24 protein-coding genes, 2 tRNA genes and 1 pseudogene are annotated in these 25,358 nt (G+C 62.6%); 9 read left to right on the top strand and 18 right to left on the bottom strand.

What is annotated here, in order from left to right; all coding sequences use genetic code 11:
• Nucleotides 1-2: 2 nt before the first annotated feature.
• The 14 genes from pal to ACP691_RS09640 all read right to left on the bottom strand — a co-directional run bounded on the left by pal (nt 3) and on the right by ACP691_RS09640 (nt 11,053).
• A complete protein-coding gene (pal, locus tag ACP691_RS09705) occupies nt 3-512 on the bottom strand; it encodes a peptidoglycan-associated lipoprotein Pal (protein WP_040261062.1) in 510 nt (169 codons plus the stop codon).
• Between the two features lie 52 nt (nt 513-564).
• The gene (gene tolB, locus ACP691_RS09700) at nt 565-1,863 is read right to left on the bottom strand and encodes a Tol-Pal system beta propeller repeat protein TolB (RefSeq protein ID WP_426149278.1); all 1,299 of its coding nucleotides are present in this window, start codon (nt 1,861-1,863) and stop codon (nt 565-567) included.
• Nucleotides 1,860-2,963 carry a cell envelope integrity protein TolA gene (gene tolA, locus ACP691_RS09695; RefSeq protein ID WP_040261064.1) on the bottom strand — a complete coding sequence of 368 codons (1,104 nt, stop codon included), beginning with the start codon at nt 2,961-2,963 and terminating at the stop codon, nt 1,860-1,862. Before tolA ends, tolB begins: the two co-directional genes overlap by 4 nt.
• A complete protein-coding gene (gene tolR / locus ACP691_RS09690; protein ID WP_040261066.1) occupies nt 2,963-3,415 on the bottom strand; it encodes a protein TolR in 453 nt (150 codons plus the stop codon). The genes tolA and tolR overlap by 1 nt, the downstream gene beginning before the upstream one ends.
• 13 nt (nt 3,416-3,428) lie before the next feature.
• Nucleotides 3,429-4,124 carry a protein TolQ gene (tolQ, locus tag ACP691_RS09685; protein ID WP_040261067.1) on the bottom strand — a complete coding sequence of 232 codons (696 nt, stop codon included), beginning with the start codon at nt 4,122-4,124 and terminating at the stop codon, nt 3,429-3,431.
• Nucleotides 4,114-4,581: a tol-pal system-associated acyl-CoA thioesterase gene (gene ybgC / locus ACP691_RS09680; protein ID WP_426149277.1), complete on the bottom strand. Its 468-nt coding sequence runs from the start codon at nt 4,579-4,581 to the stop codon at nt 4,114-4,116. Before ybgC ends, tolQ begins: the two co-directional genes overlap by 11 nt.
• Nucleotides 4,582-4,721: 140 nt before the next feature.
• On the bottom strand, nt 4,722-5,759 hold the full coding sequence (gene ruvB / locus ACP691_RS09675; RefSeq protein ID WP_052469218.1) for a Holliday junction branch migration DNA helicase RuvB: 1,038 nt from the start codon (nt 5,757-5,759) through the stop codon (nt 4,722-4,724).
• Between the two features lies 1 nt (nt 5,760).
• Entirely contained in the window at nt 5,761-6,372 is a 612-nt protein-coding gene (gene ruvA / locus ACP691_RS09670; RefSeq protein ID WP_426149276.1) for a Holliday junction branch migration protein RuvA, read from the bottom strand.
• Nucleotides 6,373-6,489: 117 nt separating this feature from the next.
• Nucleotides 6,490-7,020 carry a crossover junction endodeoxyribonuclease RuvC gene (gene ruvC / locus ACP691_RS09665; protein WP_426149275.1) on the bottom strand — a complete coding sequence of 177 codons (531 nt, stop codon included), beginning with the start codon at nt 7,018-7,020 and terminating at the stop codon, nt 6,490-6,492.
• Nucleotides 7,017-7,763 carry a YebC/PmpR family DNA-binding transcriptional regulator gene (locus ACP691_RS09660; protein ID WP_426149274.1) on the bottom strand — a complete coding sequence of 249 codons (747 nt, stop codon included), beginning with the start codon at nt 7,761-7,763 and terminating at the stop codon, nt 7,017-7,019. The genes ruvC and ACP691_RS09660 overlap by 4 nt, the downstream gene beginning before the upstream one ends.
• 98 nt (nt 7,764-7,861) lie before the next feature.
• Nucleotides 7,862-9,637 (bottom strand): aspartate--tRNA ligase, encoded by a 1,776-nt coding sequence (aspS, locus tag ACP691_RS09655; protein WP_426149273.1) that lies wholly within the window; start codon nt 9,635-9,637, stop codon nt 7,862-7,864.
• Between the two features lie 83 nt (nt 9,638-9,720).
• Entirely contained in the window at nt 9,721-9,942 is a 222-nt protein-coding gene (locus ACP691_RS09650; protein ID WP_426149272.1) for an FmdB family zinc ribbon protein, read from the bottom strand.
• Nucleotides 9,943-10,045: 103 nt separating this feature from the next.
• Complete coding sequence (locus ACP691_RS09645) at nt 10,046-10,405, bottom strand: ribbon-helix-helix domain-containing protein (RefSeq protein ID WP_426149271.1); 360 nt, start codon at nt 10,403-10,405, stop codon at nt 10,046-10,048.
• A 174-nt stretch (nt 10,406-10,579) separates the two neighbouring features.
• The gene (locus ACP691_RS09640; RefSeq protein WP_040261078.1) at nt 10,580-11,053 is read right to left on the bottom strand and encodes a Dps family protein; all 474 of its coding nucleotides are present in this window, start codon (nt 11,051-11,053) and stop codon (nt 10,580-10,582) included.
• A 365-nt stretch (nt 11,054-11,418) separates the two neighbouring features.
• On the opposite strand from ACP691_RS09640, the pseudogene ACP691_RS09635 reads away from it, so the two are divergent.
• A pseudogene (locus tag ACP691_RS09635) lies at nt 11,419-11,739 on the top strand (cold shock domain-containing protein membrane protein); the annotation flags it as partial.
• Nucleotides 11,740-11,787: 48 nt separating this feature from the next.
• Entirely contained in the window at nt 11,788-12,021 is a 234-nt protein-coding gene (locus ACP691_RS09630) for a cold-shock protein (protein WP_426149697.1), read from the top strand.
• 7 nt (nt 12,022-12,028) lie between these two features.
• On the opposite strand, the gene ACP691_RS09625 is transcribed toward ACP691_RS09630, so the two are convergent.
• Complete coding sequence (locus tag ACP691_RS09625) at nt 12,029-12,235, bottom strand: SlyX family protein (protein WP_040261080.1); 207 nt, start codon at nt 12,233-12,235, stop codon at nt 12,029-12,031.
• Nucleotides 12,232-12,660 carry an HIT domain-containing protein gene (locus ACP691_RS09620; RefSeq protein ID WP_426149270.1) on the bottom strand — a complete coding sequence of 143 codons (429 nt, stop codon included), beginning with the start codon at nt 12,658-12,660 and terminating at the stop codon, nt 12,232-12,234. Before ACP691_RS09620 ends, ACP691_RS09625 begins: the two co-directional genes overlap by 4 nt.
• A 650-nt stretch (nt 12,661-13,310) precedes the next feature.
• On the opposite strand from ACP691_RS09620, the gene ACP691_RS09615 reads away from it, so the two are divergent.
• From ACP691_RS09615 to ACP691_RS09605, 3 genes are all read left to right on the top strand, one after another.
• Nucleotides 13,311-14,642 carry an OprD family porin gene (locus tag ACP691_RS09615; protein WP_426149269.1) on the top strand — a complete coding sequence of 444 codons (1,332 nt, stop codon included), beginning with the start codon at nt 13,311-13,313 and terminating at the stop codon, nt 14,640-14,642.
• A gap of 119 nt (nt 14,643-14,761) precedes the next feature.
• On the top strand, nt 14,762-16,477 hold the full coding sequence (locus tag ACP691_RS09610; RefSeq protein ID WP_426149268.1) for a proline--tRNA ligase: 1,716 nt from the start codon (nt 14,762-14,764) through the stop codon (nt 16,475-16,477).
• A 17-nt stretch (nt 16,478-16,494) separates the two neighbouring features.
• A complete protein-coding gene (locus ACP691_RS09605) occupies nt 16,495-17,433 on the top strand; it encodes a hypothetical protein (RefSeq protein ID WP_426149267.1) in 939 nt (312 codons plus the stop codon).
• Nucleotides 17,434-17,520: 87 nt separating this feature from the next.
• Here ACP691_RS09605 and dinB read toward each other — a convergent pair whose 3' ends face one another.
• The gene (gene dinB / locus ACP691_RS09600) at nt 17,521-18,588 is read right to left on the bottom strand and encodes a DNA polymerase IV (protein WP_426149266.1); all 1,068 of its coding nucleotides are present in this window, start codon (nt 18,586-18,588) and stop codon (nt 17,521-17,523) included.
• A gap of 173 nt (nt 18,589-18,761) precedes the next feature.
• Between dinB and ACP691_RS09595 the strand changes: the two genes are divergently transcribed.
• The 4 genes from ACP691_RS09595 to ACP691_RS09580 all read left to right on the top strand — a co-directional run bounded on the left by ACP691_RS09595 (nt 18,762) and on the right by ACP691_RS09580 (nt 23,174).
• A tRNA-Met gene (locus tag ACP691_RS09595) sits at nt 18,762-18,838 on the top strand.
• A gap of 133 nt (nt 18,839-18,971) precedes the next feature.
• A tRNA-Met gene (locus ACP691_RS09590) sits at nt 18,972-19,048 on the top strand.
• A gap of 224 nt (nt 19,049-19,272) precedes the next feature.
• The gene (mprF, locus tag ACP691_RS09585; RefSeq protein ID WP_426149265.1) at nt 19,273-21,903 is read left to right on the top strand and encodes a bifunctional lysylphosphatidylglycerol flippase/synthetase MprF; all 2,631 of its coding nucleotides are present in this window, start codon (nt 19,273-19,275) and stop codon (nt 21,901-21,903) included.
• On the top strand, nt 21,903-23,174 hold the full coding sequence (locus tag ACP691_RS09580) for an AcvB/VirJ family lysyl-phosphatidylglycerol hydrolase (RefSeq protein WP_426149264.1): 1,272 nt from the start codon (nt 21,903-21,905) through the stop codon (nt 23,172-23,174). Before mprF ends, ACP691_RS09580 begins: the two co-directional genes overlap by 1 nt.
• A gap of 62 nt (nt 23,175-23,236) precedes the next feature.
• On the opposite strand, the gene ACP691_RS09575 is transcribed toward ACP691_RS09580, so the two are convergent.
• The gene (locus ACP691_RS09575; protein ID WP_426149263.1) at nt 23,237-25,132 is read right to left on the bottom strand and encodes a potassium transporter Kup; all 1,896 of its coding nucleotides are present in this window, start codon (nt 25,130-25,132) and stop codon (nt 23,237-23,239) included.
• Nucleotides 25,133-25,358 lie beyond the last annotated feature (226 nt).

The following is a 25,358-nucleotide window of genomic DNA, read 5'->3' as shown; positions in this document are numbered from 1 at the left end:
AATTACTTACGCAGTTCGACGCGACGGTTTTGAGCCCAGGACTGCTCGTCGTTGCCGGTAGCGACTGGACGCTCTTCACCGTAGGAAACGATTTCCAGCTGAGCAGGAGAAACGCCCTGCAGAACCAGGTAACGCTGAACGGCCTTGGCACGACGCTCACCCAGCGCCATGTTGTATTCGCGGGTACCGCGCTCGTCGGTGTTACCTTCCAGAACGACGCGAGCACCGCTGGCTTTCAGGTCCTTGGCGTGGACGTCCAGGGCACGCATGGCTTCCGGCTTCAGGTCGGAGCTGTCGTATTCGAAGTAGAAGGTGGTGATAGCGCGCAGAGCGGCTTCGTCGCTCAGGCTGCCGTCGACGGCACCGGTGTTTGCACCGTAGCCAGCGTTCGGGTCTACGGCGCCGGCGCCAGCGCCTTCACCAGCGTTGTCACCGCCCTTGGAGGAGCAACCTACAGCCACGGCCATGGCCAGGGCCAGCGCAGCGAATTTACCAAACTTCAGCATTTCCATCGTGAAACTCCTAATGAACCCCAGTGTGTTAAGTGTAACGTTGTGCGCCGCGTCAGTTCAGGTAAGGGGACCAGGACGGTTCTCTGACTTCGCCTTGAGCGGTAGGAAGCGGGAGCCTCACGCGGCCATTTAGCGACACGAGCATCAAGACTCCCCGGCCCTGCGAGCGGGTGGCGTAGATTACCATGGTGCCGTTGGGCGCAACAGTGGGCGACTCATCAAGACTGGAGTCCGTGAGGATCTTGACGTTACCACGGATGAGGTCCTGGGAAGCCACCTTGAAATTGGTGAAGCCGTCCTGCCGATGGATCATCACCAGCGTCTTTTCATCCGCCGACAGTTTCGGGTTCGCGTTGTAGTTGCCAACGAAGGTCACCCGCTCGGCATTGCCGCTACCCACGCTGGTCTTGTAGATCTGTGGCTTGCCACCCCGGTCGGACGTGAAGTACAGCGTAGAGCCATCCTTGCCCCAGAAAGGTTCGGTGTCGATGGCCGGGCTGTTGGTCACTCGGGTCAGGCCACGGCTGCCCAGGTCCATCACGTAGATTTCCGGATTACCATCCTTGGACAGTACGAACGCGAGGCGATTGCCGTCCGGAGAGAACGCCGGCGCGCCGTTCAGGCCTTCGAAGTTGGTCAATTGCTCACGACGGCCGGTGTCCACGTATTGAATGAAGATGCGCGGACGCTTCTGCTCGAAGGAAACGTAGGCGATGCGCTTGCCATCGGGCGCGTAGCGCGGCGACAGGATCGGCTCACGGGACTGCAGCAGGGTCACCGCGCGTGCGCCGTCGTAGTCCGAGCGCTGCAGGGTGTAGCGCACGTTGTTGCCACCTAGACGCTCGGCGGTGACGTAGAGCATGCGAGTGGAAAAGGCGCCCTTGATGCCGGTGAGCTTCTCGAACGACTGGTCGGCGATGTAGTGCGCCATGTCGCGCAGCTGGTCTACCCCGCCGCTCACGCTACCGGTGCTGACCTGCTGTTCCGTGGCCACGTTGAACAAGGTGTATTGCACCTGAAGGCGGCCGCCAGCGGGCACGATGCTGCCCACCATCAGGTACTGGGCGCCCAGGGCTTTCCAGTCGCGGAAGATCACTTCGCTGGGCTGGGACGGCAGGCTGATCATGTTCTGCCGTGGAATGGGTGCGTAGTAGCCGGAGTTGCGCAGGTCGTCGCCGATGATCTGCGCCATGTCGTCGGGCAGCGCACCCCCCTGGTACCCGAAGGGCACCACGGCGATGGGCGTCGCCCGGTCGGTGCCGCTGGTGACCATGATGTTTTTTTCGTCGGCCTGGGCCAGGCCCGCCGCGCAACAGAGCACGACAAGCAGGCCTCGAAGAAGATTAATCACAACGCAAGATCCTCAGGTGTGAATGTCATTTTGAAGGAGCGGTACTGGTTGAAGTCGCTGGGTTTCATGCCCTGCATTTCCGTCAACCTACCAATGTTCTTCACCGCCGCCACCGCGGAGCTGTCATAAGGAGCGTCCCCACTGGACTTCGCCACGCTGACGTTGGTGATGGTGCCATCGGGCAGCATGTTGATCTGCAGCACAACCGTCATGCCCTTGCGCGCCGATGGTGGTCGTGCCCAACCCTCGGCGGCGCGCGAACGAATCAGGTCATCGAAATTGCCAGCGACCTCGTCTCCCTGTTCATCGGCCAGCGCCTGCTGCCGCTGGGGCGTGTCGGACAGCAGGTCCGCCAGCGCCTGGGCTTTCTTGTCCTCGGCAGCCTTGCGGGCAGCTTCCTGGGCCTTCTTCTTCGCGGCATCGGCGGCGGCCTTTTTCTTGGCCTCTTCCGCAGCCTTGGCCTTGGCTTCCTCGGCGGCCTTGGCCTTGGCATCATCCGCGGCTTTTTTCTTGGCTTCCTCGGCAGCCTTGGCGGCATCGGCGGCGGCTTTCTTCTTGGCCTCCTCGGCAGCCTGCTTCTTGGCCTCTTCCTCAGCCTCTTTCTTCGCTTCTTCCGCGGCCTTCTTCTTGGCGATCTCGGCCTGCTCGGCCTTCTTCGCCTCGGCGGCCTTGGCGGCTTCGGCAGCCTTCGCCGCTTCCGCGGCCTTGGCGGCTTCAGCGGCCTTGGCGGCGGCCTCGGCTTTCTTGGCTTCGTCGGCCTGGCGGGCGGCTTCGGCTTTTTGAGCGGCCTCGGCTTTCTTTTGTTCCGCCGCCTTTATTTCCTCCTGCTCCACCTTCTTGGTTTCCATCTGCTCGACTTCGGTCTGGCGCGCGGCGGATTTCTTCGCCTCGCCCGCAAGCTTCTGGTTGGTCTGGGTGGTGGCCTGGCTCTTGGACTTGAGCTGGTAGAGGGTCGCCTGGACGATAGGCTTGGCCGGAGGCAGTTCCGGCGTCATGGCGAAGCTGACGAACAGCATGCCGAAGATGAGCGCATGCAGCGCGACGGCCCATACGGTGGGCCAGAAGTAGTTTTCCGAGGCGGAATGCTCTCGATGTCGCATCACGGGGCCTCGGTGATCAGGCCGACGTTACCGACACCGGCCTTCTGCAGCCCACCCATGGCACCCATGACGGCGCCATAGTCGACCGACTTGTCGCCCCGGATGAACACCTGGGTCTTCTTGCCGTTGGCATTGCCCTGGTTGATGATCGCGGTCACGGCCTGGGTCATCTGGGGCAAGGTGTTGGCCTTGGCCATCTGCTTGTCGGTATCGACCTCGCTGCCCAGGTTCCAGTAGTAGGTCTTGTCCGCCTTGATGGAGATGGTCAGCACCTGGGTGTTGTTGTCCTGGGGCAGGGCCTCGCTGGACACCTTGGGCAGGTCGACCTTCACCCCCTGGTTGAGCATGGGAGCGGTGACCATGAAGATGACCAGCAGCACCAGCATCACGTCGATGTAGGGCACTACGTTCATCTCGGCCACCGGCTTGCGTTTTTGCCGAACTCGAGCCATGGGAAATACCTGCTTACTCTTCGCTGGTGTGCACTTTGCGGTGCAGGATCGCCTGGAACTCGTCGGCGAAGGTGTAGTAGCGGCCAATCAGGGTTTCGCTACGCGCCGAGAAGCGGTTGTAGGCGATCACCGCCGGGATGGCGGCGAACAGGCCGATGGCGGTGGCGATCAGCGCCTCCGCGATGCCCGGCGCCACGGTGGCGAGGGTGGCTTGCTGCACCGCGGCCAGACCGCGGAAAGAGTTCATGATGCCCCAGACCGTTCCGAACAAGCCGATATAGGGGCTGGTGGAACCCACGGTCGCCAGGAACGGCAGGGTTTGCTCCAGTTTTTCCTCCTCGCGGGAGATGGCCACGCGCATGGCCCGGCCCACGCCCTCCATGACCGCGTCAGGGTCCACGCCCGGCTGCTGCCGCAGGCGGGAAAATTCCTTGAAGCCGGCGCGGAAGATCTGCTCCACGCCCGAGTCAGGGTCCGGGTTGCTACCGGCCTGGCGATACAGCTTGGAGAGGTCGATGCCCGACCAGAAACGCTCCTCGAAGGTATCCAGGGCGCGACGTCCCGCCCTGATCAGGTTGCTGCGCTGAAAGATGATGACCCACGAGGTGACCGAAGCGGCCACCAGGATCAGCATCACCAGTTGAACGACGATACTGGCGTTACTGACCAGGCTCCACATGGAGGTATGGTCGACGGCGTTAGCTTCCACGCTGGTTCTCCTGCTCTTTAGTTGTACCCAAGCCATCGTCTTCGGCGAATGCCGCGCGCATGGCGGGTGGAATGGCTCGGGGTTTGAAATCGTCGGCGCGCACGCACGCCACCAGGAACCGGCCCTCGCACAGCAGGCGATCGTCCGATGCCCGCCTGACCTGCTGCACGAAGCGCAGGCTGGCGCGGTTCAGTTCGCACACCTGGGCGCTGACGTGCAATTCGTCGTCCAGTCGCGCCGGCTCGTGGTAGCGGGCCTCGCTGGAATGAACGACGAACAGCAGGTTTTCCGCCGCCAGCACGGATTGCACATAGCCCAGCTCGCGCAGACGCTCGGTGCGTGCCCGTTCCATGAACTTGAGGTAGTTGACGTAATAAACGATGCCGCCGGCATCGGTGTCCTCGTAGTACACGCGACAACGATGAACGAACGGCGCAAGCCCGTTTTGCGCGCGCATACTCTAGTGCGAACTCCCTGGGTTGCCAATCCGGCCTGGCAATTGTTTTTTCAATGACTTGGAGGCCCTGGACAAAGCAACCGTCACATCTGCCCCTAGGACCATGGAATCGCCGATTCGATCAGCGCCGCCGAGCCCTTTCATGGGTTCTCGTCCTCGAAGCCCGGTTCGGAACGCTCGGCGCGGTTGAGCCCGAAATGCAGGTAGGCATGCCGGGTCACCACGCGCCCACGGGGCGTACGCATGATGTAGCCCTGCTGGATCAGGTAAGGCTCGAGCACATCCTCGATGGTATGACGCTCCTCACTGATGGCGGCGGCCAGGTTGTCCACGCCGACGGGGCCGCCGTCGAACTTCTCGATCATGGTCAGCAGCAGGCGACGGTCCTGGTGATCGAAGCCCCGCTCATCCACGTCGAGCATGTTCAGGGCCAGGTCCGCCACCGCCTTGCTGATTTCGCCCTTGCCACGCACTTGGGCGTAGTCTCTGACCCGACGCAGGAGACGATTGGCGATACGTGGCGTGCCACGGGCGCGCCGGGCGATCTCGAAGGCGCCGTCAGGGTCGATGTTCAGGCCCAGGATACGACCTGAGCGGCCGACGATGGTGGCCAGGTCCGCGTCGCTGTAGAACTCCAGGCGCTGGACGATCCCGAAACGGTCCCGCAGGGGGTTGGTCAGCATGCCGGCGCGGGTGGTGGCGCCTACCAGCGTGAAGGGAGGCAGGTCCAGCTTGATGGACCGCGCCGCCGGCCCCTCGCCGATCATGATATCCAGCTGGAAGTCTTCCATGGCCGGATAGAGCACTTCCTCCACGATAGGCGACAGCCTATGGATCTCGTCGATGAAAAGCACATCATGGGGTTCGAGGTTGGTCAGCATGGCCGCCAGGTCACCAGGCCGCTCGAGCACAGGCCCGGAAGTACTCTTGATGGAAACGCCCATCTCCTCGGCGATGATGTTGGCCAGGGTCGTCTTGCCCAGCCCCGGCGGACCGAAGATAAGGGTGTGGTCCAGGGACTCCGACCGTCCGCGCGCGGCCTGGATGAACAGTTCCATCTGTTCCCGCACCACAGGCTGGCCAATGTACTCGGCGAGCTTGAGCGGGCGGATCGCGCGGTCCTGCTGTTCTTCACGGTCGCGCCCGCTGGCGGAAATAAGGCGGTCGGCTTCAATCACGTCAGATCATCCCCTTGAGCGCCCGGCGGATGAGGTCTTCGCTGGACAGGCCCTTCTCGTTCACCGCCGACACGGCCTTGCTGGCCTCCTGCGGCTTGTACCCCAGCGAAATGAGCGCGCTGACCGCGTCCGTTTCCGCCGTGGCCACCGGCGCTCGGGCGGTCGGCCCGTCGTCGGGCACCAGCTCGAACATTGCCGGCACTGTCTGCCAGGCCTTGAAGCGGTCCTTGAGCTCGACCAGCAGGCGCTCGGCGGTTTTCTTGCCGACCCCTGGCACCTTGACCAAGGCACTGGTGTCCTGGGCCTGGACGCAGCGGATCAGCTCGTCCACCTCCAGGCTGGACATCAGGGCCAGAGCCAGCTTGGGGCCGACGCCGTTGAGACGAATCAGCTCGCGAAACAGCTCGCGCTCCCGGCGCTCGTAGAAACCATACAACAGCTGGGCGTCCTCGCGGACCACCAGATGGGTATGCAGCGTCAGCGCCTGGCCGACCGGCGGCAGGCGATAAAGCGTGGTCATGGGCACCTCGAGTTCATAGCCGAGGCCGTTGACGTCGAGAATAAGGTGCGGCGGTTGTTTTTCCGCCAGGGTGCCGCGCAAGCGTCCGATCACGATCGAGTCCTGAGATACCGGCGCCCCTGCAGGAAACCGGGGCTGTTAACGAGCCTGCGCGCATGATCGCAGCATGGCAGGCATCGGCAAATGAAAAAGTTTGAGTGAATGCTGCCGCTATAGCCTGAGACGGCCGCCCCGGCTTCGCGCGGTATTGAGTCCGTGTGGCACCAGGCTGGAGCGGGTATGCGCGTGGCACAGCGCAATGGCCAGGGCATCGGAGGCATCGATCTGCGGCTTGGTGGTCAGCTTGAGCAAGTGCATCACCATCAGCTGTACCTGCTCCTTGCTGGCCCCGCCCGTGCCGGTGATGGCCTGCTTGACCTGCGTGGCGGAGTATTCGGCGATTTCCAGCCCCTCTTCCGCCGCCGCGACTATGGCCGCGCCACGGGCCTGCCCCAGCTTGAGCGCCGAGTCGGCGTTGCGGGCCATGAATACGCGCTCGATGCCCATGGTGACGGGCCCGTGAGCGCTGATGACCTCGCGCACGCTGCGATACACCACCTGCAGGCGCTCATGCAGCTCGCCGCTACCGGTTCGGATACATCCGGAGGCGACATACTCGCAGCCGCGCCCGAGCCCGCGATCGAGCACCACGCCATAGCCGGTGATCCGCGAGCCGGGGTCGATGCCCAGGATCAGGCTCAACCGAGTTGTTCCATGATGTCATCGGCGATGGCGGCGTTGGAGTAGACGTTCTGAACGTCGTCCAGGTCCTCCAGCATGTCGAGCAGCTTGAGCACTTTTTCCGCCCCTTCGCGGTCGAGTTCGGCCTGAGTGCTCGGCGCCATGATGATCTCGGCATCGGTGGCCTTGAAACCGGCGGTTTCCAGTGCGGTGCGTACCGCATAGAAGCTGGCGAAGGAGGTGAACACGTCCACCGAGCCATCTTCATGACCGACCACGTCGTCCGCCTCGGCCTCGATGGCCGCCTCGGTCAGGACTTCTTCATCCACGCCCGGGGCGAAGCTCAACTGCCCCTTGCGCTCGAACAGGTAGGCCACCGAACCATCGGTACCCAGGTTGCCGCCGCACTTGCTGAATGCATGACGAACGGCCGCGGCGGTGCGATTGCGGTTGTCGCTCATGGCTTCCACCATGACCGCCACGCCGCCTGGCCCGTAGCCTTCGTAGCTCAGTTCCTCGACATTCTCGCCTTCGGTGGAGCCCGCCCCGCGCGCGATGGCGCGGTCGATGATTTCCCGGCTCATGTTGGCGCCCAGGGCCTTGTCCAGGGCCAGCCGCAGGCGCGGGTTGGACGCGGGGTCACCCCCACCCTGCTTGGCCGCCACGGTCAGCTCGCGAATCCACTTGGTGAAGATCTTGCCCCTCTTGGCATCCTGGCGTTCTTTGCGGTGCTTGATGTTCGCCCACTTGGAATGACCTGCCATAAAGACTCCGATACGTATTCATTACAAAACCGCCCCCGCGCGTATGACGCGGCGGGGGCGCGAGGGTACTGCCAGCGACGCCGAGGCGTCTGCACGATTTACTCGGCCTTGGGCTGCTCGCGCAGGCGAATGTGCAGCTCGCGCAGTGCCTTGGCATCGACCGCACCAGGTGCCTGGGTCATGACGTCGGCGGCACTCTGGGTTTTCGGGAAGGCGATCACTTCGCGAATGGACTGGGCGCCAGTCATCAGCATCACCAGGCGATCGAGGCCGAAGGCCAGTCCGCCATGGGGCGGCGCGCCGAACTTGAGCGCATCGAGGAGGAAGCCGAACTTCTCTTCCTGCTCCGCCGCGTCGATGCCCAGCAGGCGGAACACCGCCTGTTGCATTTCCTTGCGATGGATACGGATGGAACCACCGCCCAGCTCGGTGCCGTTGAGCACCATGTCATAGGCCCGGGACAACGCGCCGCTCGGGTTCGCCTCAAGCTCGGCCGGGGAGCACTTGGGCGCGGTGAACGGGTGATGCACGGCGCTGACGCTGCCGTCGTCGTTCTCTTCGAACATGGGGAAGTCGATGACCCACATCGGCGCCCATTCGCAGGTGTGCAGCTGGAAGTCGGTGCCCAGGCGAATGCGCAGGGCGCCCAGTGCCTCGCTGACGATCTTGGCCTTGTCCGCGCCGAAGAAGACGATATCGCCATCGACGGCGCCCACGCGATCGAGGATCACGTTGAGGTTTTCTTCCGGAATGTTCTTGACGATAGGCGACTGCAGGCCCTCGACGCCCTTGGCGCGCTCGTTGACCTTGATGTAGGCCAGGCCCTTGGCACCGTAGATGCCGACGAATCTGGTGTAATCGTCGATCTTGCTGCGTGGCATGCTCGCGCCGCCTGGCAGGCGCAGGGCAGCCACCCGGCACTTGGGATCATTGGCCGGGCCACTGAACACCTTGAAGTCCACGTCCTTGAGCTGGTCGGCCACGTCCACCAGTTCCAGCGCAATGCGCAGGTCCGGCTTGTCCGAGCCGTAGCGACGCATCGCTTCTTCGTAGGTCATGTGGGGGAATTCGCCGAACTCGACGTTCAGTACGTCCTTGAACAGTTGGCGGATCATGGCTTCGGTCAGGCCCATGATCTCCGATTCGTCCAGGAAGCTGGTTTCGATGTCGATCTGGGTGAATTCCGGCTGGCGGTCGGCCCGCAGGTCTTCATCACGGAAGCACTTGGCGATCTGGTAGTAGCGATCGAAGCCGGCGACCATCAGCAGCTGCTTGAACTGCTGGGGCGACTGCGGCAAGGCGAAGAAACTGCCCGCATGGGTGCGGCTGGGCACCAGATAGTCGCGCGCGCCTTCAGGCGTGGCGCGAGTAAGGATCGGCGTTTCCACGTCCAAGAAGCCGTTCTCGTCGAGGAAGCGGCGCACGGAGCTGGTGATGCGCGAGCGCAGGCGCAGCTTGTCGGCCATTTCCGGGCGGCGCAGGTCGATATAGCGATAGCGCAGGCGGGTTTCTTCGCCAACGTCGGAATATTCGTTCAGCGGGAACGGAGGGGTTTCCGATTCATTGAGGACTTCCAGCTCATAGCCCAGCACCTCGATGGCGCCGGAGGCCATGTTCGGGTTGACCGCGCCGGCCGGACGCAGGCGCACCTTGCCGCTGATGCGCACCACGTATTCGCTGCGCACGCGGTCTGCGGCGGCGAAGGACTGCGCGCGATCCGGATCGAAGACCACCTGGGCCATTCCCTCGCGATCGCGGATATCGAGGAAGATCACCCCGCCATGGTCACGACGGCGGTGCACCCAGCCGCAGAGGGTAATTTCCTGGCCTTCCAGGCTCTCGTTCAGTTGGCCGCAATAGTGGCTGCGCATCATGATGGTCGGTTCACTTATAGTCAGTCGTGTTCAGGCGGGGCCGCGTCACCGGCAGTGTGCAGCACCCGGCCAAGGGGTTCAACTCAGTCGGCCTTGTCGGCGCCAGCCAGGTTCTTCTTGGCGCCGGTCTTGAAGTCTGTCTCGTACCAGCCCGTGCCGCCGAGCCGGAAGCCCGCCCGGGACACCGCCTTCTTCAGGCTGGGTGCCGCGCATGTGGAGCAGTCGACCAGGGGCGCGTCGCTGAATTTCTGCATGGCCTCGAACGAGTGATCACAGCTTTCGCACTGATAATTGTAGAGGGGCATCTTGCGGTTGCTCGGCTAGAACGTGGCGCACGTGGCGCGGGTGGCTCAAACCCGGAATTATATCTGCTTAACCGCGCCCTCCTGCAAGCTCCGCGCTACGGGTTCATTCGCTGACTACGTTCATCGGCTCCCGCCTGGGGGACGGAAGGCCGGCCCGTTCCAACGCGTAGGCAACGCAGATCACCCTGACCAGGCCGCTGAAATTCTTGACCCCACCATGGCGCAGGTGTACCTCACGGTCGAGGTAGGAAAGCAACTGGCTCACCGTACACTGGTTTCGCTCGGCCATGCTCTGCAGGATGTTCCAGTACACCCGTTCCAGGCGCAGGCAGGTAGCGAAGCCATTGAGCCGCACTGATCGAGCGACGGGCCTGGCCAGCGCCATGTCGAAATCCTTGCGGAACGGATCGAGGGCGAGCTTGGCAGCCGGACAGCCGCCAGTCGTGGAGCACTTGATGAACATAGGACACCTTCCTTGGCTGTATGACATGCAGCGCCATGCGCACCGCAAGCTTATGAAAGCGCTAGCGAAGGCCGGGAAGGAGAGAGAGCGGCAAAGAAAAGGGTAGGAAAGGACGGCAACTGGGGGCTGAAAATTCGCCACCTGGCGGCACAAGGGCCGCCAGGCAGCAGCCGCTTATTTCTGTTCGAGCATGGCACGCAGCATCCATGCGGTTTTCTCATGCACCTGCATGCGCTGGGTCAGCAGGTCGGCGGTAGGCTCATCGCTCACTTTGTCCAGCAGGGGGAACAGGCTGCGCGCGGTGCGCACTACCGCTTCCTGGCCGGCCACCAACTGCTTGATCATGTCTTCGGCGGCTGGCACGCCTTCCGGCTCCTCGATGGAAGAAAGCCGCGCATAGGTGGAGTAGGTGCCCGGCGCCGGGAAGCCCAGCGCGCGGATGCGCTCGGCGATGGAGTCCACGGCCAGGGCCAGCTCGTTGTACTGCTCCTCGAACATCAGGTGCAGGGTGCGGAACATCGGCCCGCTCACGTTCCAGTGGAAGTTGTGGGTTTTCAGGTACAGCACATAGGTGTCTGCCAGCAGGCGCGACAGACCCTCGACGATGGACTTGCGATTTTCCTCGCTGATGCCGATATCAATTGCCATGGGGTTCCCCTTGTGTATGGAAAGATGTCTACCGGTGCGCCGGCTACTGTAGCAAGCCGTCCGTCGGGCCGCAGCCCTTCGCTGCGGCGCGCTTTTGTCACAGGCGGCCAAGACAGGCTGCGGGCCACGGGCCAGTCCAGATTGAATTGAGTCTGGCGGCCAGTTTCCTGTTAAATAGCCCGGTGTCACCAGCGCGTTACCAATCCCTTCGAGTCGCCGCTTTTTTTCTCGTTCCATGCGGTGGCCTGCGGGCGGTGCGCTGATGCATAGGCCCAACCCCTCCCGGTCGTCTTCCGTTCTGTTGCCATCGGCACGCTGCGGGGGCTGGCGCTTCTTGATCCTCTGGAAAACTGTGAGTCATAACCATGTTGAAAACCGTTCATCTGCTCACGGGCATCGGCGCTTTGCTGCTGGCTGCCCTTCCCGGCGTCCTGCCGGATGCGTTGCCCTACCTGTCCCAGTCGGATGCCTTTCACCTGGCGTTCATCGGCTTGGGCAACCTGCTGTTCGCGCCCTTGATTCCTCAGTGGAAACACACGCCGCGACAGACGCTGCAAGGCTTCGTCAGTGCCTTGCTGGTGCTGGCGGCGGTACTGCAGGCACTGGTGCTGTACGCGCCCATGCCATTGGTGGGCGGCGAGCCGGCCGCCTGGTTGGGACTGCTGTCCATGCTCGCCGCCGCGGTGCTGCAGCTCGCGGCGAGCCGTCCCAAGCGTCACGTGGCCGCGCCGCCGATCAACTACAACCCAGCCAACCGGGATACCGGCACCGTGAAGTGGTTCAACACATCCAAGGGCTTTGGCTTCATCTCCCGTGATTCGGGGGATGATATCTTCGTGCACTTCCGGGCCATCCGGGGCGAAGGCCATCGCGTCCTGGTCGAGGGCCAGCGCGTCGAGTTCTCCGTGATGAATCGCGACAAGGGCCTACAGGCCGAAGATGTCGTCGCCGCCGCCCCCGGGCGTTGATGTCACATCAGTAATGAGGGGGCGGCGGTTCCTCGCCGCCTTCCTCGAACTGCCCAGCCAGTTCCTTGTACCGCTCGATCAGTTGCCCCATCTGCAGGGCCAGGCGCTCCAGCTGACGCTGTTGATCCACTACCACCTCGTTCAAGGCCTGGATGGTATCGTCCTGGAAGGCCAGGCGGGTTTCCAGTTCGGTCACACGGCTCTCCAGCGTCATACCCCCTCCTCCCACCGCAAGCCTTCGATGCTCATGCTCTTTAGCCGCGCCTTGAGGGCCGCGAGCGCCACTTCGTCATAGGGTCGCGCAGGAAGCTTGCCCCAAATTGGGGCAGGCCATGCCACATCGGTGGCATACCGAGCGATTACGTGCACATGAAGCTGGGCGACCACGTTCCCGAATGCGGCCACGTTCATTTTGTCCGCGCCTAGCAATCCCTTGAGCCGCTGGGCCAGTTGCGCCGTCTCGCGGGCCAGCTGCAGTTGGTCTTCGGCGGCAAGCTCATGGATTTCGCTGATTCCTTCGCGGCGAGGCACCAGAATCAGCCAAGGGTAATTGGCGTCCCGGCTCAGCAGCAGGCGACATAGGGGAAAGTCCCCCAGCACCCAGGTATCGGCTTGCAAGCGGGCGTCGAGTTCGAACAAGGTCAGGTCTCCTCTACCTAGTAGGCGCGTCTGGCTGACGCTCCTTCAGCATACCGCAGCACGCCGAATATCGGTTGGTCAGAGGTTCCAGAGCTTCGTAAGGCCGCGCTGCCTTGCCTTGTCCGGACTTTGGGCTAGCCTCTCGAAGCACGTGCTACTTTTCGCACCATAAAGGCACACGGCGGTACTTATCAGTGCGGCCGAAACGTTATTCATCAACGAGTAACGTGACATTGGTAACACTGTTGTGAGATATCAAAGAGCACCATCTTAAAGCGCCTCAGCTGTCAAGGGGCCGAACAAGGGGGCTTAGACCCCGTGGTTTCAAGGGTTTTCCCGTGACTGACGACCAAAAGTGAAAAAAATGTGAGGCGGCGTCCGATTTGAGCACAGATGTTGCTATCTCTTTGCCAAGCCATAGGGGCAAGGGTTGTCAGGCCCGCCAAGCTGCCAAGCGCAGGCGGGCGAATCGACAGGCAACAGATTGAACGCGAGGGGATATGGGCCTCGACCCGGCAACGGGCGCTCTGGCCGAATCGCAGAACAACCAGGCAGGCGTGATCGACTCGCGCCCGAGAGAACAGCAAGAGCCGACCTGATAAAATCCAAGCGGCCGGCGGGACCTACTAAAACCAAAGGAGCAAGTCACGATGAGAGTGATGAAGTGGAGCGCAATCGCACTGGCAGTTACCGCGGCGGCGACCTCGCAGCTGGCCATGGCCGAAGCTTTCGTAAGCGACCAGGCCGAAGCCAAGGGCTTCGTTGAAGACAGCACCTTGAACGTGCTGCTTCGCAACTATTACTTCCACCGCGACAATCGGAACGGCGGGAACGATCAGCGTGACTGGACGCAGGGCGTCCATGGCGTATACAGCTCCGGCTTCACCACTGGCACGATCGGCGTTGGTATCGATGCCTTCGCCTACGGTGGTCTGCGTCTTTGGGGCCTGGACAAATATTCCGGGTCGGGCAACCTGACCGTGGACCCAGACAACGGCGACAACCACAGCAACTTCGGCAAAGCCGGTGCCGCTGCCAAATTCCGCATCTCCAAGACCATGCTGAAGATCGGTGACCAGCAGCCAAGTACCAGCCCGGTATTCGCCGTGGGTGGTAGCCGCCTGCTGCCACAAACCGCCAGCGGCATCACCTTGATGAGTAGCGAACTCCAGGGCCTGGATGTGGAAGCCGGTCACTTCTACTCGGGCACGAGCCAGAACACCACCAACCGTGATGGCGAGATCTGGTCGCAGTATGGTGGCGTGACTGCCAACACCGCCGACTATGTTGGCGGCCGTTATGCGTTGAATGATCAACTGAGCTTTGGCCTGTATGGCAGCAAGGTTGAAGACCTGTGGGACCAGTACTATGGCAACATCAACTACGTCCTGCCATTGGCTAACGACCAGTCGCTGACCTTCGACGTAAACTACTACCGCACCAAGGATGAAGGCAGCTCCGAGCTGGGCGACATCGACAACAACACCTACTCGTTGTCCACCGCCTACGCCTTCATGCCCGGCCAGACCCTGACCCTGTCGTTCCAGAAGGTTAATGGCGATACGCCGTTCGACTACATCGGTATTGGCGACAATAACAAGGGCGGCGACTCGATCTTCCTGGCCAACTCCATCCAGTACTCCGACTTCAACGGCCCTGGCGAAAAATCCTGGAAGCTGCAGTACAACCTGGACATGGCCAGCTTTGGCGTTCCAGGTCTGAGCTTCATGGCACGTTACGCCAACGGCTGGGACATCGACGGTACCAAGGTTGACGCCAGCAGCGCGTACGCTGGTTTGTACGGTGCTGACGGCAAGCATCACGAAACCAACGTCGAAGCCAAGTACGTAGTACAGACGGGCCCGGTCAAGGACATGTCCTTCCGTATTCGTCAGGCCTGGCACACTGCCAACTCCGACCAGGGCGAAGGCGACCGTGCCGAGTTCCGCCTGATCGTCGACTACCCGATCTCGGTCCTGTAATCGACACGGCGGTTCGCTATGCCTGAAGAGCCCGGCCTCCGCGCCGGGCTTTTCTTTGGCGCCGCTTGCTCCGTACAATGCCCAGCTATATCTGAATTCAGCAACCGACACGGCCTACCATGCGCACCAGTCAATTCCTGCTCGCCACACTGAAAGAAACCCCGTCCGACGCGGTGGTCATCAGCCATCAGCTGATGCTGCGCGCGGGGATGATTCGCAAGCTCGCCTCCGGCCTGTACACCTGGCTGCCGATGGGCCTGCGGGTGATGCGCAAGGTCGAAGCCATCGTGCGCGAGGAAATGAATGCCGCCGGCGCCCTGGAGGTACTGATGCCGGGCATCCAGCCGGCCGAACTGTGGCAGGAATCCGGCCGCTGGGAACAGTACGGCCCCGAACTGCTACGCATCAAGGACCGTCACGCCCGTGATTTCTGCGCTGGCCCTACCCATGAGGAGGTCATCACCGACATCGCCCGCAACGAGCTGAACAGCTACAAGCAGTTGCCGATCAACCTGTACCAGATCCAGACCAAATTCCGTGACGAGATTCGCCCACGCTTCGGCCTGATGCGCGGTCGCGAATTCATCATGAAGGACGCTTACTCCTTCCATGCGGACCAGGCTTCCCTGCAGGAAACCTACGACCGCATGCACCAGGCGTACTGCAACATCTTTACCCGCCTGGGCCTTCACTTCCGCCCCGTCGAGGCCGATAACGGCTCCATCGGCGGCGCCGGCTCCCACGAGTTCCATGTGCTGGCCTCCTCCGGCGAGGACGACATCGTCTTCAGCAATGGCTCGGACTATGCCGCCAATATCGAAAAGGCCGAGGCGCTGCCGCGGGAAAGCGCTCGCGGCGCGGCCACCGAGGCGCTGCGCCTGGTAGACACCCCGGACACCAAGACCATCGCCGCGCTGGTGGAAAAGTTCGGACTGCCCATCGAGAAAACCGTCAAGACCCTGGTGGTGCATGCCGCCGAGGCGGGCAAGCTCATTGCCCTGGTGGTACGTGGGGACCACGAGCTCAACGAGATCAAGGCCGCCAACCATCCTCTGGTAGCCAGCCCGCTGGTAATGGCCGGTGAAGCGGAACTGCGCGAAGCCATCGGTGCCGGCGCGGGCTCCCTGGGCCCGCTGAACATGCCCCTGCCCTGCATCGTCGACCGCTCCGTGGCCATGATGAGCGACTTCGCCGTGGGCGCGAACATCGATGACAAGCACTACTTCGGCGTGAACTGGGAGCGTGACCTGCCGCTGCCGGAAGTGGCGGACCTGCGCAACGTGGTCGAAGGCGACCCTAGCCCGGACGGCCAAGGCACCCTGGAGATCAAGCGCGGCATCGAGGTGGGTCATATCTTCCAGCTCGGCACCAAGTACAGCGAAGCCATGAAGGCCCAGGTGCTCGGCGAAAGCGGCAAGCCAGTCACCATGACCATGGGCTGCTACGGTATCGGGGTGTCCCGCGTGGTCGCCGCCGCCATCGAGCAGAACCACGACGAGCGCGGCATCATCTGGAGCGATACCCTGGCGCCCTTCCAGGTCGCCCTGGTGCCGCTGCGCTATGAGACCGAGCAGGTACGCGAAGCCACTGATACGCTCTACCGGGAGCTGACCGCCGCCGGCATCGATGTACTGCTCGACGATCGCGACAAGAAGACCAGCCCCGGCATCAAGTTCGCGGACATGGAACTGATCGGCATCCCGCACCGTATCGTGATCAGTGATCGTTCCCTGGCCGAAGGCAAGCTGGAATACAAGCAGCGGACTGAAAGCGAAGCCCAGAGCCTGGACATCGCCGAGGCCCTGCCCTTCCTGCAGGCACGGCTGGGCCGCTGATTACAGGTAACGCGTTCATGTCGACACCTAGTATGCCGTGGCTTGGTGGCGTCGCCCTGTGCGGCGCCTGCCTGCTGGCCGGCTGTGCCAACCAGATGTCCCAGCGCAGCGAGCTCGAAGCCCGTACCGAGCGCAAGCCCATCGAGCATCACCTGGCCATCGATGCCGGGGATGCTCTGCTGGAGCAGCCCCAGCGGCGAATTCGGGTTACCGAACAGGCCACGTTCGAGGTCACCGACTTCGAGGTCACTCGCCGTTACGACCGCTATACGCCTTACCAGCCCTGGCGCGAGCTCTATGAAGTACCCTTGGGCGCGGTGGCCGTGGTCGCCGGCGTGGCGGCCAACGCTCTCAACGTGGTGCTGCTGGGGCGGCTGCCTGAAAACGTGACTCATGGCTGGATCAACTACGGGTTCGCCGGGCTCAATCCGCTCATGAACACCCAGTCCAACGGCCGCGCCGAACAGAACCTGGCCGCCACACAGGAAATCCAGAAGGACAAGCGCCAGGAAGTCACGGTCGAGCCTTGGGCCGAAAAGCCCCTGGAGGTCACCGCCGGAGCCGAGGTGTATGCCTTGAACACCGACAGCAAGGGGTACTTGCGGCTCAACCTGCTGGATGCCCCTTTCGCGGACCAGGAGTTGCATGACGTGACGCGGCTCGTGTTGGTAGCCAAGGATGACGACGGCACCTCCCGCGCCGACGCCACCGTGCAACTGAGCCCGGCCTTGCGCGTCAAGCTGGTGGAAGCTCACAAGCTGATCTACGACGACCTGGAGGACGACGAGGTAAGCCAGTGGGTATACCGGGTCAAGCGGCTTTCACAGCTGGGGTTGGAAGATGAAGCCAACGACCTCCAACAGAGCCTGCTGGAGCTGACACACAACGACCCGGAGCTGCAACGGGACTTCATCAAGGCCCTGGCCAAGGATGCCGGCCGCGCGGTCGATCTGTAAAACGCTGGCTGGTCGTGGCTCTCGATGGAAGCTAGCGCCAGCTAGCGAAAGGCGATCGACAGAGACTGAATTCGGCAGCTTTTCCACCTACAGGCCTGAGTCGAACAGCTCAAGTTGCGTCAGGGCGCCGCGCAGGTCTTCCAGGCGCACGCCTATTCCCAACAGACGGACGGGCTTGCTGCCTCTGGCGTAAGCCTGACTGACCAGGCTGCGGTAGCTGTCGAGGTCGCGCGCGGCGTTGGCCTGCTCCAGCGTGGTCTGGGTGAAATCATGGAATTTCACTTTCACGAAGGGCTTGCCCAGGCGATACCCGTCATCCAGCCTCTGCAGGCGCCCGGCCAGCGTCTCCATCAGCGCTGGCAACTTATCGAGGCAGGCGTCCAGACTCGGAAGGTCTTCGTCGTAGGTGTTTTCCACACTGACCGACTGGCGGCGGCTATCCACGTGCACGGGGCGCTCGTCAACGCCGCGGGCCAGCTGATACAGACGCTCGCCGAAGCCGCCGAATTCGCGCAGCAGGTTCAAGCGCGACCATTGCAGTAGATCCGAGCAACGTCGGATACCTAGCCGCTCCAGCTTGTCGGCGGTCACCTTCCCTACCCCATGCAGCTTGGAGACCGGCAACTCGGCAACGAATGCCTCGACCTGATCCGGCGTGATGACGAACAGCCCATTGGGTTTGCGCCAGTCGCTGGCGATCTTGGCAAGAAACTTGTTTGGCGCCACCCCGGCAGACACCGTGATATGCAAGCGCCTGGCGACATCCTGACGGATAGCCTGGGCGACACGGGTGGCGCTGCCCTGGAAATGGGTGGAGTCGGTAACGTCGAGATAAGCCTCGTCGAGCGATAACGGCTCGATCAAGTCCGTGTATTGCTGGAAGATCCCGTGGATTTCTCGGGACGCCTCTTTATAAGCATCGAAACGCGGTCGCACGATGGTCAGGTCCGGGCACAGCTTGAGGGCATGACGGGAGGACATGGCCGAGCGCACTCCATAAGCGCGCGCTTCGTAATTACAGGTAGCGATGACGCCGCGCCGGTCCGCCGACCCGCCCACGGCCAGGGGCTTGCCTGCCAGGCGGGGGTCGTCGCGCATTTCGATGGCCGCATAGAAGCAGTCGCAGTCGATATGAAGGATTTTCCGTTGCGCCATGACCGAACGAAACCAGTTGTTACCGGTGAATGAATATACAGTATCCAGGCTTTGTAGGCTTGTACTGCGGGCGCTCTACCATGCTCGACAAGGCTAAATTGTTGAGTGAAAAGCTTTTTTTCCAAAGTAAAGATTGACAAGGTCATCCATGTGCGTAGAATGCGCCCCACAGACGCGGGATGGAGCAGTCTGGTAGCTCGTCGGGCTCATAACCCGAAGGTCGTCGGTTCAAATCCGGCTCCCGCAACCAATCGAAGAAAGGCCACTTGAAAAAGTGGCCTTTTTTTCCGCTACCAAATATGGTTTTGGTGTGGAAAGGGTAGAGAAAAACATACCTGTGCCTTGACACGGAAAAGAATACCCCTATAATGCGCAACCACAGACGCGGGATGGAGCAGCCTGGTAGCTCGTCGGGCTCATAACCCGAAGGTCGTCGGTTCAAATCCGGCTCCCGCAACCAATCGAAGAAAGGCCACTTGAAAAAGTGGCCTTTTTTTATGCCTGTGCCAACCTACTGTGCACAGCTGTCTGAACAATGTTCGCTTGCAGCCTGCCGTTCAGCATGAGGTCGAGATCCGAACAGCGCCATTATTCGCAAAAATTTCATTTTGTGGGGATTGGTAAGTTGGCCGGATACCTCCATCCTGTCGCGCTCAATAGGCGAGGTCATTGATGCGCCCTGAAATGTCCGAAGTAAACGATACCGTAACGTCACCCGTTCCCCTTCCGCCTGCTCGCCTACGCTGGATAGAGCGCTTGAGCCAGTACCGTCAGCCGCTCGGCATTGGCCTGACCATCGTCCTGTTCGCCATCGCGCTCATTGCATGCCGCCGCATGCTGGTGGACATGGACCTGTACGCCCTTCATGACTCTATTGCCGCTACGCCTGCGAGCGCCTTGCTGGCGGCGCTTGGCTTCACCGCATTGGGTTTTGTGGTGCTGCTGGGCTACGAATGGTCGGCAGCCCGCTACGCCGGCGCCAATCTTGCGCCCAAAGCCTTGGTCATGGGCGGCTTCACGGCCTTTGCCATAGGCAATGCCGTGGGCCTGTCACTATTGTCGGGCGGGTCGGTGCGCTATCGCCTCTACGCCCGCCTCGGCGCAGGGCCCGCGGAAGTCGCGCGGATGACCCTCTTTGCGAGCCTCTCGCTGGGATGCGCCCTGCCACCACTGGCTGCCCTGGCGTGCCTGAGCGACCTGCAGGCCGCCTCCACAGCGCTGCGCCTGTCACCGGGAGCACTCGGCGCGCTGGCCGTGGCGGTACTGCTATTGACCACGGGCCTGGCGGTAGGCGTCTATCGACGCCGGGCCTCGGCTCAGCCGTTTCCACACAATCTGATCGTGCGGGCCGGCCGTGGCACCCTGCGCCTGCCTTCGCTGCGGTTGTGCTTCCTGCAACTGCTGATCACGGCCCTGGACGTCGCTGTCGCGGCCGCTGTGCTGTATTGCCTGCTTCCCGAAGCGCCCCCGTATGGCGCATTCCTGCTGGTCTATCTGCTAGCGCTGGCCGCCGGGGTATTGAGCCATGTACCCGGTGGCGTTGGCGTGTTCGAGGCCATCCTGCTGGCCGCCTTCGCCGACCAGTTGGGCGCCGCCCCCCTGGCCGCCGCCTTGCTGCTGTATCGCCTGATCTACGTGATGCTGCCCTTCCTCGTTGCCTGCCTGCTGTTGCTGGCAACCGAGGCCAAGCGTGTGCTTTTCGCCCGCCAGGCAATACGCGTGGCGTCCGGCCTGGCAGCCCCCATCCTGGCGGTGCTGGTATTTCTATCGGGCATGGTGCTGCTGTTTTCCGGCGCCACCCCCGAGATCGATACCCGCCTGCGACACATGGGCTTCCTGCTTCCTCACCGCCTCATCGACGCTTCGCACTTCGCAGCCAGTCTGGTAGGGGTGCTTTGCCTGCTGCTGGCTCAAGGGTTGCGGCGTCGCCTTTCAGCGGCCTGGATGCTGACCATGGTGCTGCTGCTGACGGGTGCCCTGCTGTCGTTGCTCAAGGGTTTCGATTGGGAAGAGGCCACCGTGTTGGTCCTCACCGCCTCCCTGTTGGCGGTGTTCAGGCGCGCTTTCTATCGCCCCAGCCGACTCATGGAGCTGCCCCTGTCGCCTTTCTACCTCATGGCGGCCGCCTGCGTGGTGGGCGCGTCCATCTGGTTGCTGTTCTTCGCCTACCAGGACGTGCCTTACAACAATCGTCTCTGGTGGCAGTTCACCCTGGACGCCGATGCGCCTCGGGGCCTGCGCTCGGCGCTGGGCAGCGCGGTATTGCTGGTGATAGTGGCGCTGACCTGGCTGCTGCGCACGGCGCGCCCGGTGATCCACCTGCCCAGCCAGGAAGAGCTGGAGCGGGCTCATCGCATTCTCATGGCCTCTCACCAGCCCGATGGCGGCCTGGCCCTGACGGGTGACAAGGCGCTTCTCTTCCATCCCGAGGACAAGGCCTTCCTGATGTACGCACGCCGGGGCCGCAGCCTGGTGGCCCTGTACGACCCCATTGGGCCGACCCAGCCCCGGGCCGAGATGATCTGGCAGTTCAGGGACCTGTGCGACTTCCATCATGCACGCCCCGTGTTCTACCAGGTGCGCGCGGAAAACCTGCCGTTCTACATGGACATCGGCCTCACTGCCATCAAGCTGGGCGAGGAGGCCCGGGTAGACCTGCGCCGCTTCGACCTGGACGCCAAGGGCAAGGAAATGAAAGACCTGCGCTATACCTGGAATCGCGGCACCCGGGATGGCCTGAGCATGGATATCTACGAGCCCGGCACGGCGCCGCTGGATGAACTGAAGGTGATATCGGATGCCTGGCTGTCGGGTAAGAACGTGAGGGAAAAAGGCTTCTCCCTCGGCCGTTTCAGCCCTGATTACCTCAAGCACTTCCGCATTGTGATCATTCACTTCCAAGGGCGCCCCGTCGCGTTCGCCAACCTGCTGGAAACTCACAGCCACGAGCTGGCCAGCCTGGACCTGATGCGTTCCCACCCCGACGCACCCAAGCTGACCATGGAGTTCATGATGGTGGGCCTGATCCAGCATTACAAACAGCAGGGCTATGCGCGCTTCAGCCTGGGCATGGTCCCGCTCTCAGGCCTGCAGCCGCGCCGTGGCGCGCCCCTGACCCAACGCCTGGGCTCGATGGTGTTCCGGCGTGGCGAGCAACTCTATAACTTCCAGGGGCTTCGCCGGTTCAAGGATAAATTCCAGCCGGATTGGGAACCCCGCTACATGGCCGTACCGGCGGGTCTCGATCCGCTGGTGGCCCTGGCTGACACCGCTGCCCTGATCGCGGGTGGCCTGACCGGACTGGTGAAACGCTGATGATTCGACGTTACTGGCGCTCGGCGCTGATCGCGCTGTTGATCTTGATAGTGGCTGCCGGGCTGATGTTCTGGTGGCTCAATCGTCCGGTTCCGCCAGCCACGGCGCAACCCTTGAAACTGAGCGATGGAAGTGACGCGACCCTGGTGACACCGGGCCAGCGCGTCAAGGTGGTGATGGCGGTGGCGGTTCCGGCCGACCAGGCATTGACCCAGCTACAGCTTACAGACCTGAGCCGCTCGGGCGCGGCGCGCATTCTTCAGGTAACCCTGCCCAAGGATGATTGCATCGCCCAGGGCAAGGCCTTCGAAGCGGCGCTGGCGCAGCTCGATGCCAGGCCTGATATCGTTGGCGGCATCGGCCCGGGGGCCTCCCTGGCCTGGCAGTGGCTGGCTGGACAGGACAATGACAAGGCGCGGGCGGTGTCGGTGGATTTCACCGTGGAACAACCCGGCTGCAAGAGGGAGGTGCCTAAAAGCGCTCCCCATGGCAAATGGTCTGTGGCCTGGAACGACTGGCCGGACGACGTCAGCGCGAGCTTCGTGCGTGGCCAGGCCAATGCCCAGAACAGCATAAGCGACTATGACGTCAAGCTACCGCAGTTACTCAAGACGCAACTGGCCCAAGCCATTCTGGGCGATGACCACAAGGGCTTGAAGATGCCGGTGGTGGAAGTGCCCAGCAAGCCTAACGACACCGTGACCCTGTTCCTCTCGGGCGACGGTGGCTGGCGTGACCTGGACAAGGAGGTGGCCGAGGACATGGCCAAGTCCGGCTATCCAGTGGTGGGTATCGATACCTTGCGCTACTACTGGCAGCACAAGTCGCCTGAAGAAAGCGCCGAGGACTTGATGGAGCTGATGCAGTACTACCGTCAGAAATGGGGCGCCAAGCGCTTCGTGCTGGCCGGTTACTCCTTCGGCGCCGACGTACTGCCCGCTATCTACAACCGCCTTCCGGCCGCCGACCAGGCCCGGGTCGACAGCATGATCCTGCTCGCCTTCGCCCGCAGCGGCAGTTTCGAGATCCAGGTGGAAGGCTGGCTGGGCCAGGAAGGCAAGGAAGCGCCAACCGGGGTGGAACTGGCCAAGGTGCCAGGCGCGAAGGTGCTTTGTGTCTACGGTGCCGAGGAGGCCGACGAAAGCGGCTGTACCGAAGCCACCCATACGGGCGAGAAGCTACAACTGCCAGGCGGCCACCACTTCGACGAAAACTACCCCGCGCTGGCCCAGCGGTTGATCCAGGCGATCAACCAGCGCAAGGGTTCCTGATGCCAGGGGAGCCTCGTTCGCCAGCTGGCGCTGGCTCTCCTGGTTGAACGGCCAGGACAGCCTTACATCTCCACCTGGGTACCCAGTTCGATCACCCGGTTCAGCGGCAGCCTGAAGAACCGCAGGTTGCCGTTGGCATTCTTGAGCATGAAGGCGAACAGCCCCTCCCGCCAGCGGGCCATGCCTGGCAAGCGTGAAGGAATCACGGTTTCCCGGCTGAGGAAATAGGTAGTCCGCATGGGGCCGAAGTCCAGGTCTTCCAGCTGGCAGAGCGCCAGAGCTCCGGGCACGTCCGGCTCATCCATGAATCCATAATGAAGGATCACCCGGTAGAAGCCTTCCCCGAAGGCTTCGACATCTACCCGCTCCTGCGCCGGCACCCGGGGTCTGTCTTCGCTCAGCACCGTCAGCAGTACGACCTGCTCATGCAACACCTGGTTGTGCAGCATGTTGTGCAACAGTGCATGAGGCACTGCGTCCTGGCGCGCCGTCAGGAATACTGCGGTGCCCTGTACACGATGGGGCGGCTGGACCCGAATGCTGCCAATGAAGATAGGTAGCGGCAGGCTGCCTTCATCGAGGCGATCGACCAGCAACTGCTTGCCCCGCTTCCAGGTTGTCATGAGGATGAACAGGGCGGACCCGGCCAGTACCGGGAAGGCCCCGCCCTGGAAGATTTTCGGCACGTTGGCGGCGAAGAACAGCATGTCGACCAGCAGGAAGCTGCACAGCAGTGGCACGGCGAATAGGGCCGGCCACTTCCACAGGCGCAGGATGACGGCCGCCACCAGCACGGTCGTGCAGAGCATGGTGCCGGTCACGGCCACGCCGTAGGCGGACGCCAGGGCACTGGACGACTCGAAGCCCAGCACCAGCAGGATAACGCCCACCATCAGAGACCAGTTCACCGCGCTGATGTAGATCTGGCCCTGTTCGCTGCTGGACGTGTGCTGGATATGCATGCGCGGGATATAGCCCAGCTGTATGGCCTGGTGAGTCAGGGAGAAGGCACCCGAGATCACCGCCTGGGAGGCGATCACCGTCGCCAGGGTAGACAAGCCCACCAAGGGGATCAGCGCCCAGCCTGGCGCCAGCAGGAAGAAGGGGTTGCGCGCCGCCTCGGGGTTTTCCAGCAACAGCCCGCCCTGGCCGAAGTAATTAAGCACCAGCGCTGGCAGGATCAGCGCGAACCAGGCCCGGGCGATGGGCTTGCGGCCGAAATGGCCCATGTCGGCGTAGAGCGCCTCGGCGCCGGTCAAGGCCAATACCACGGCGCCCAGTACGGCGACGCTGATACCCGGATGGCTGATGAAGAAGCGCACCATCCACAGCGGGTTGATCGCCTGCAGCACTTCGGGATGGTGTGAGATACCCCAGATGCCAAGCGCGCCAAGGACCAGGAACCAGCACACCATGATCGGGCCAAACAACTTGCCGATCCGGGCAGTGCCGTGTTTCTGCAATACGAACAGGCCGATCAGGATCACCAATGCAATGGGAATCACCCAGTGTTCAACCCCATCGAAGGCCAGTTCCAGCCCCTCCACCGCCGAGAGCACTGACACGGCCGGGGTGATCATGCTGTCGCCATAGAAGAGCGCGGCGCCCACCAGACCAAAACCCACCATGACCGCGCCGATGCGCGGGTAGCCTGCCACGGCGCGCCGGGCCAGGGACAGCAGGGCCATGGTGCCGCCCTCGCCCTGATTGTCGGCGCGCAGCACGAACAGGACGTACTTGATCGATACCACCCAGATCAGCGCCCAGAAGATCAGCGACAACACGCCCAGGACGCCTTCATGGCTCACGCTGACGCCATAACCACCCATGAAGACTTCCTTCAAGGTATACAAGGGGCTGGTACCGATATCCCCGTAGACCACGCCGACCGCCGCCACGAGCATACTCAGCGGCTTCGCGGCGTGCCCGCCTCCAGCCTCATTGCTTGCCTGAACCATCAACCTCTCCTACTGCCCTTTGAGCCGGCCGTCTGCCGTGCGGTAGTTATGCCCCTGGCGCGCAGCGTGACCTGGTGCCAGCCCGCGCGCGGGGGCGAAGCATAGCGCAGCGCTGGTCATATTTCCCTGGTTTAGCACTGGCGTTGCCGCGCGCGCATCGCTAGAATTGCGCACTTTTTGATCAGACGCGCTCAGCGCGCACCTGGGCCCGGCCACGGCCTTGCCC

This window comes from Pseudomonas sp. DC3200b2 (assembly GCF_049895785.1).
GTDB classification, from domain to species: Bacteria; Pseudomonadota; Gammaproteobacteria; order Pseudomonadales; family Pseudomonadaceae; genus Aquipseudomonas; species Aquipseudomonas massiliensis.
Note: the sequence above shows the minus strand (reverse complement) of the source record. Positions and strands in the feature narration are given on the sequence as shown.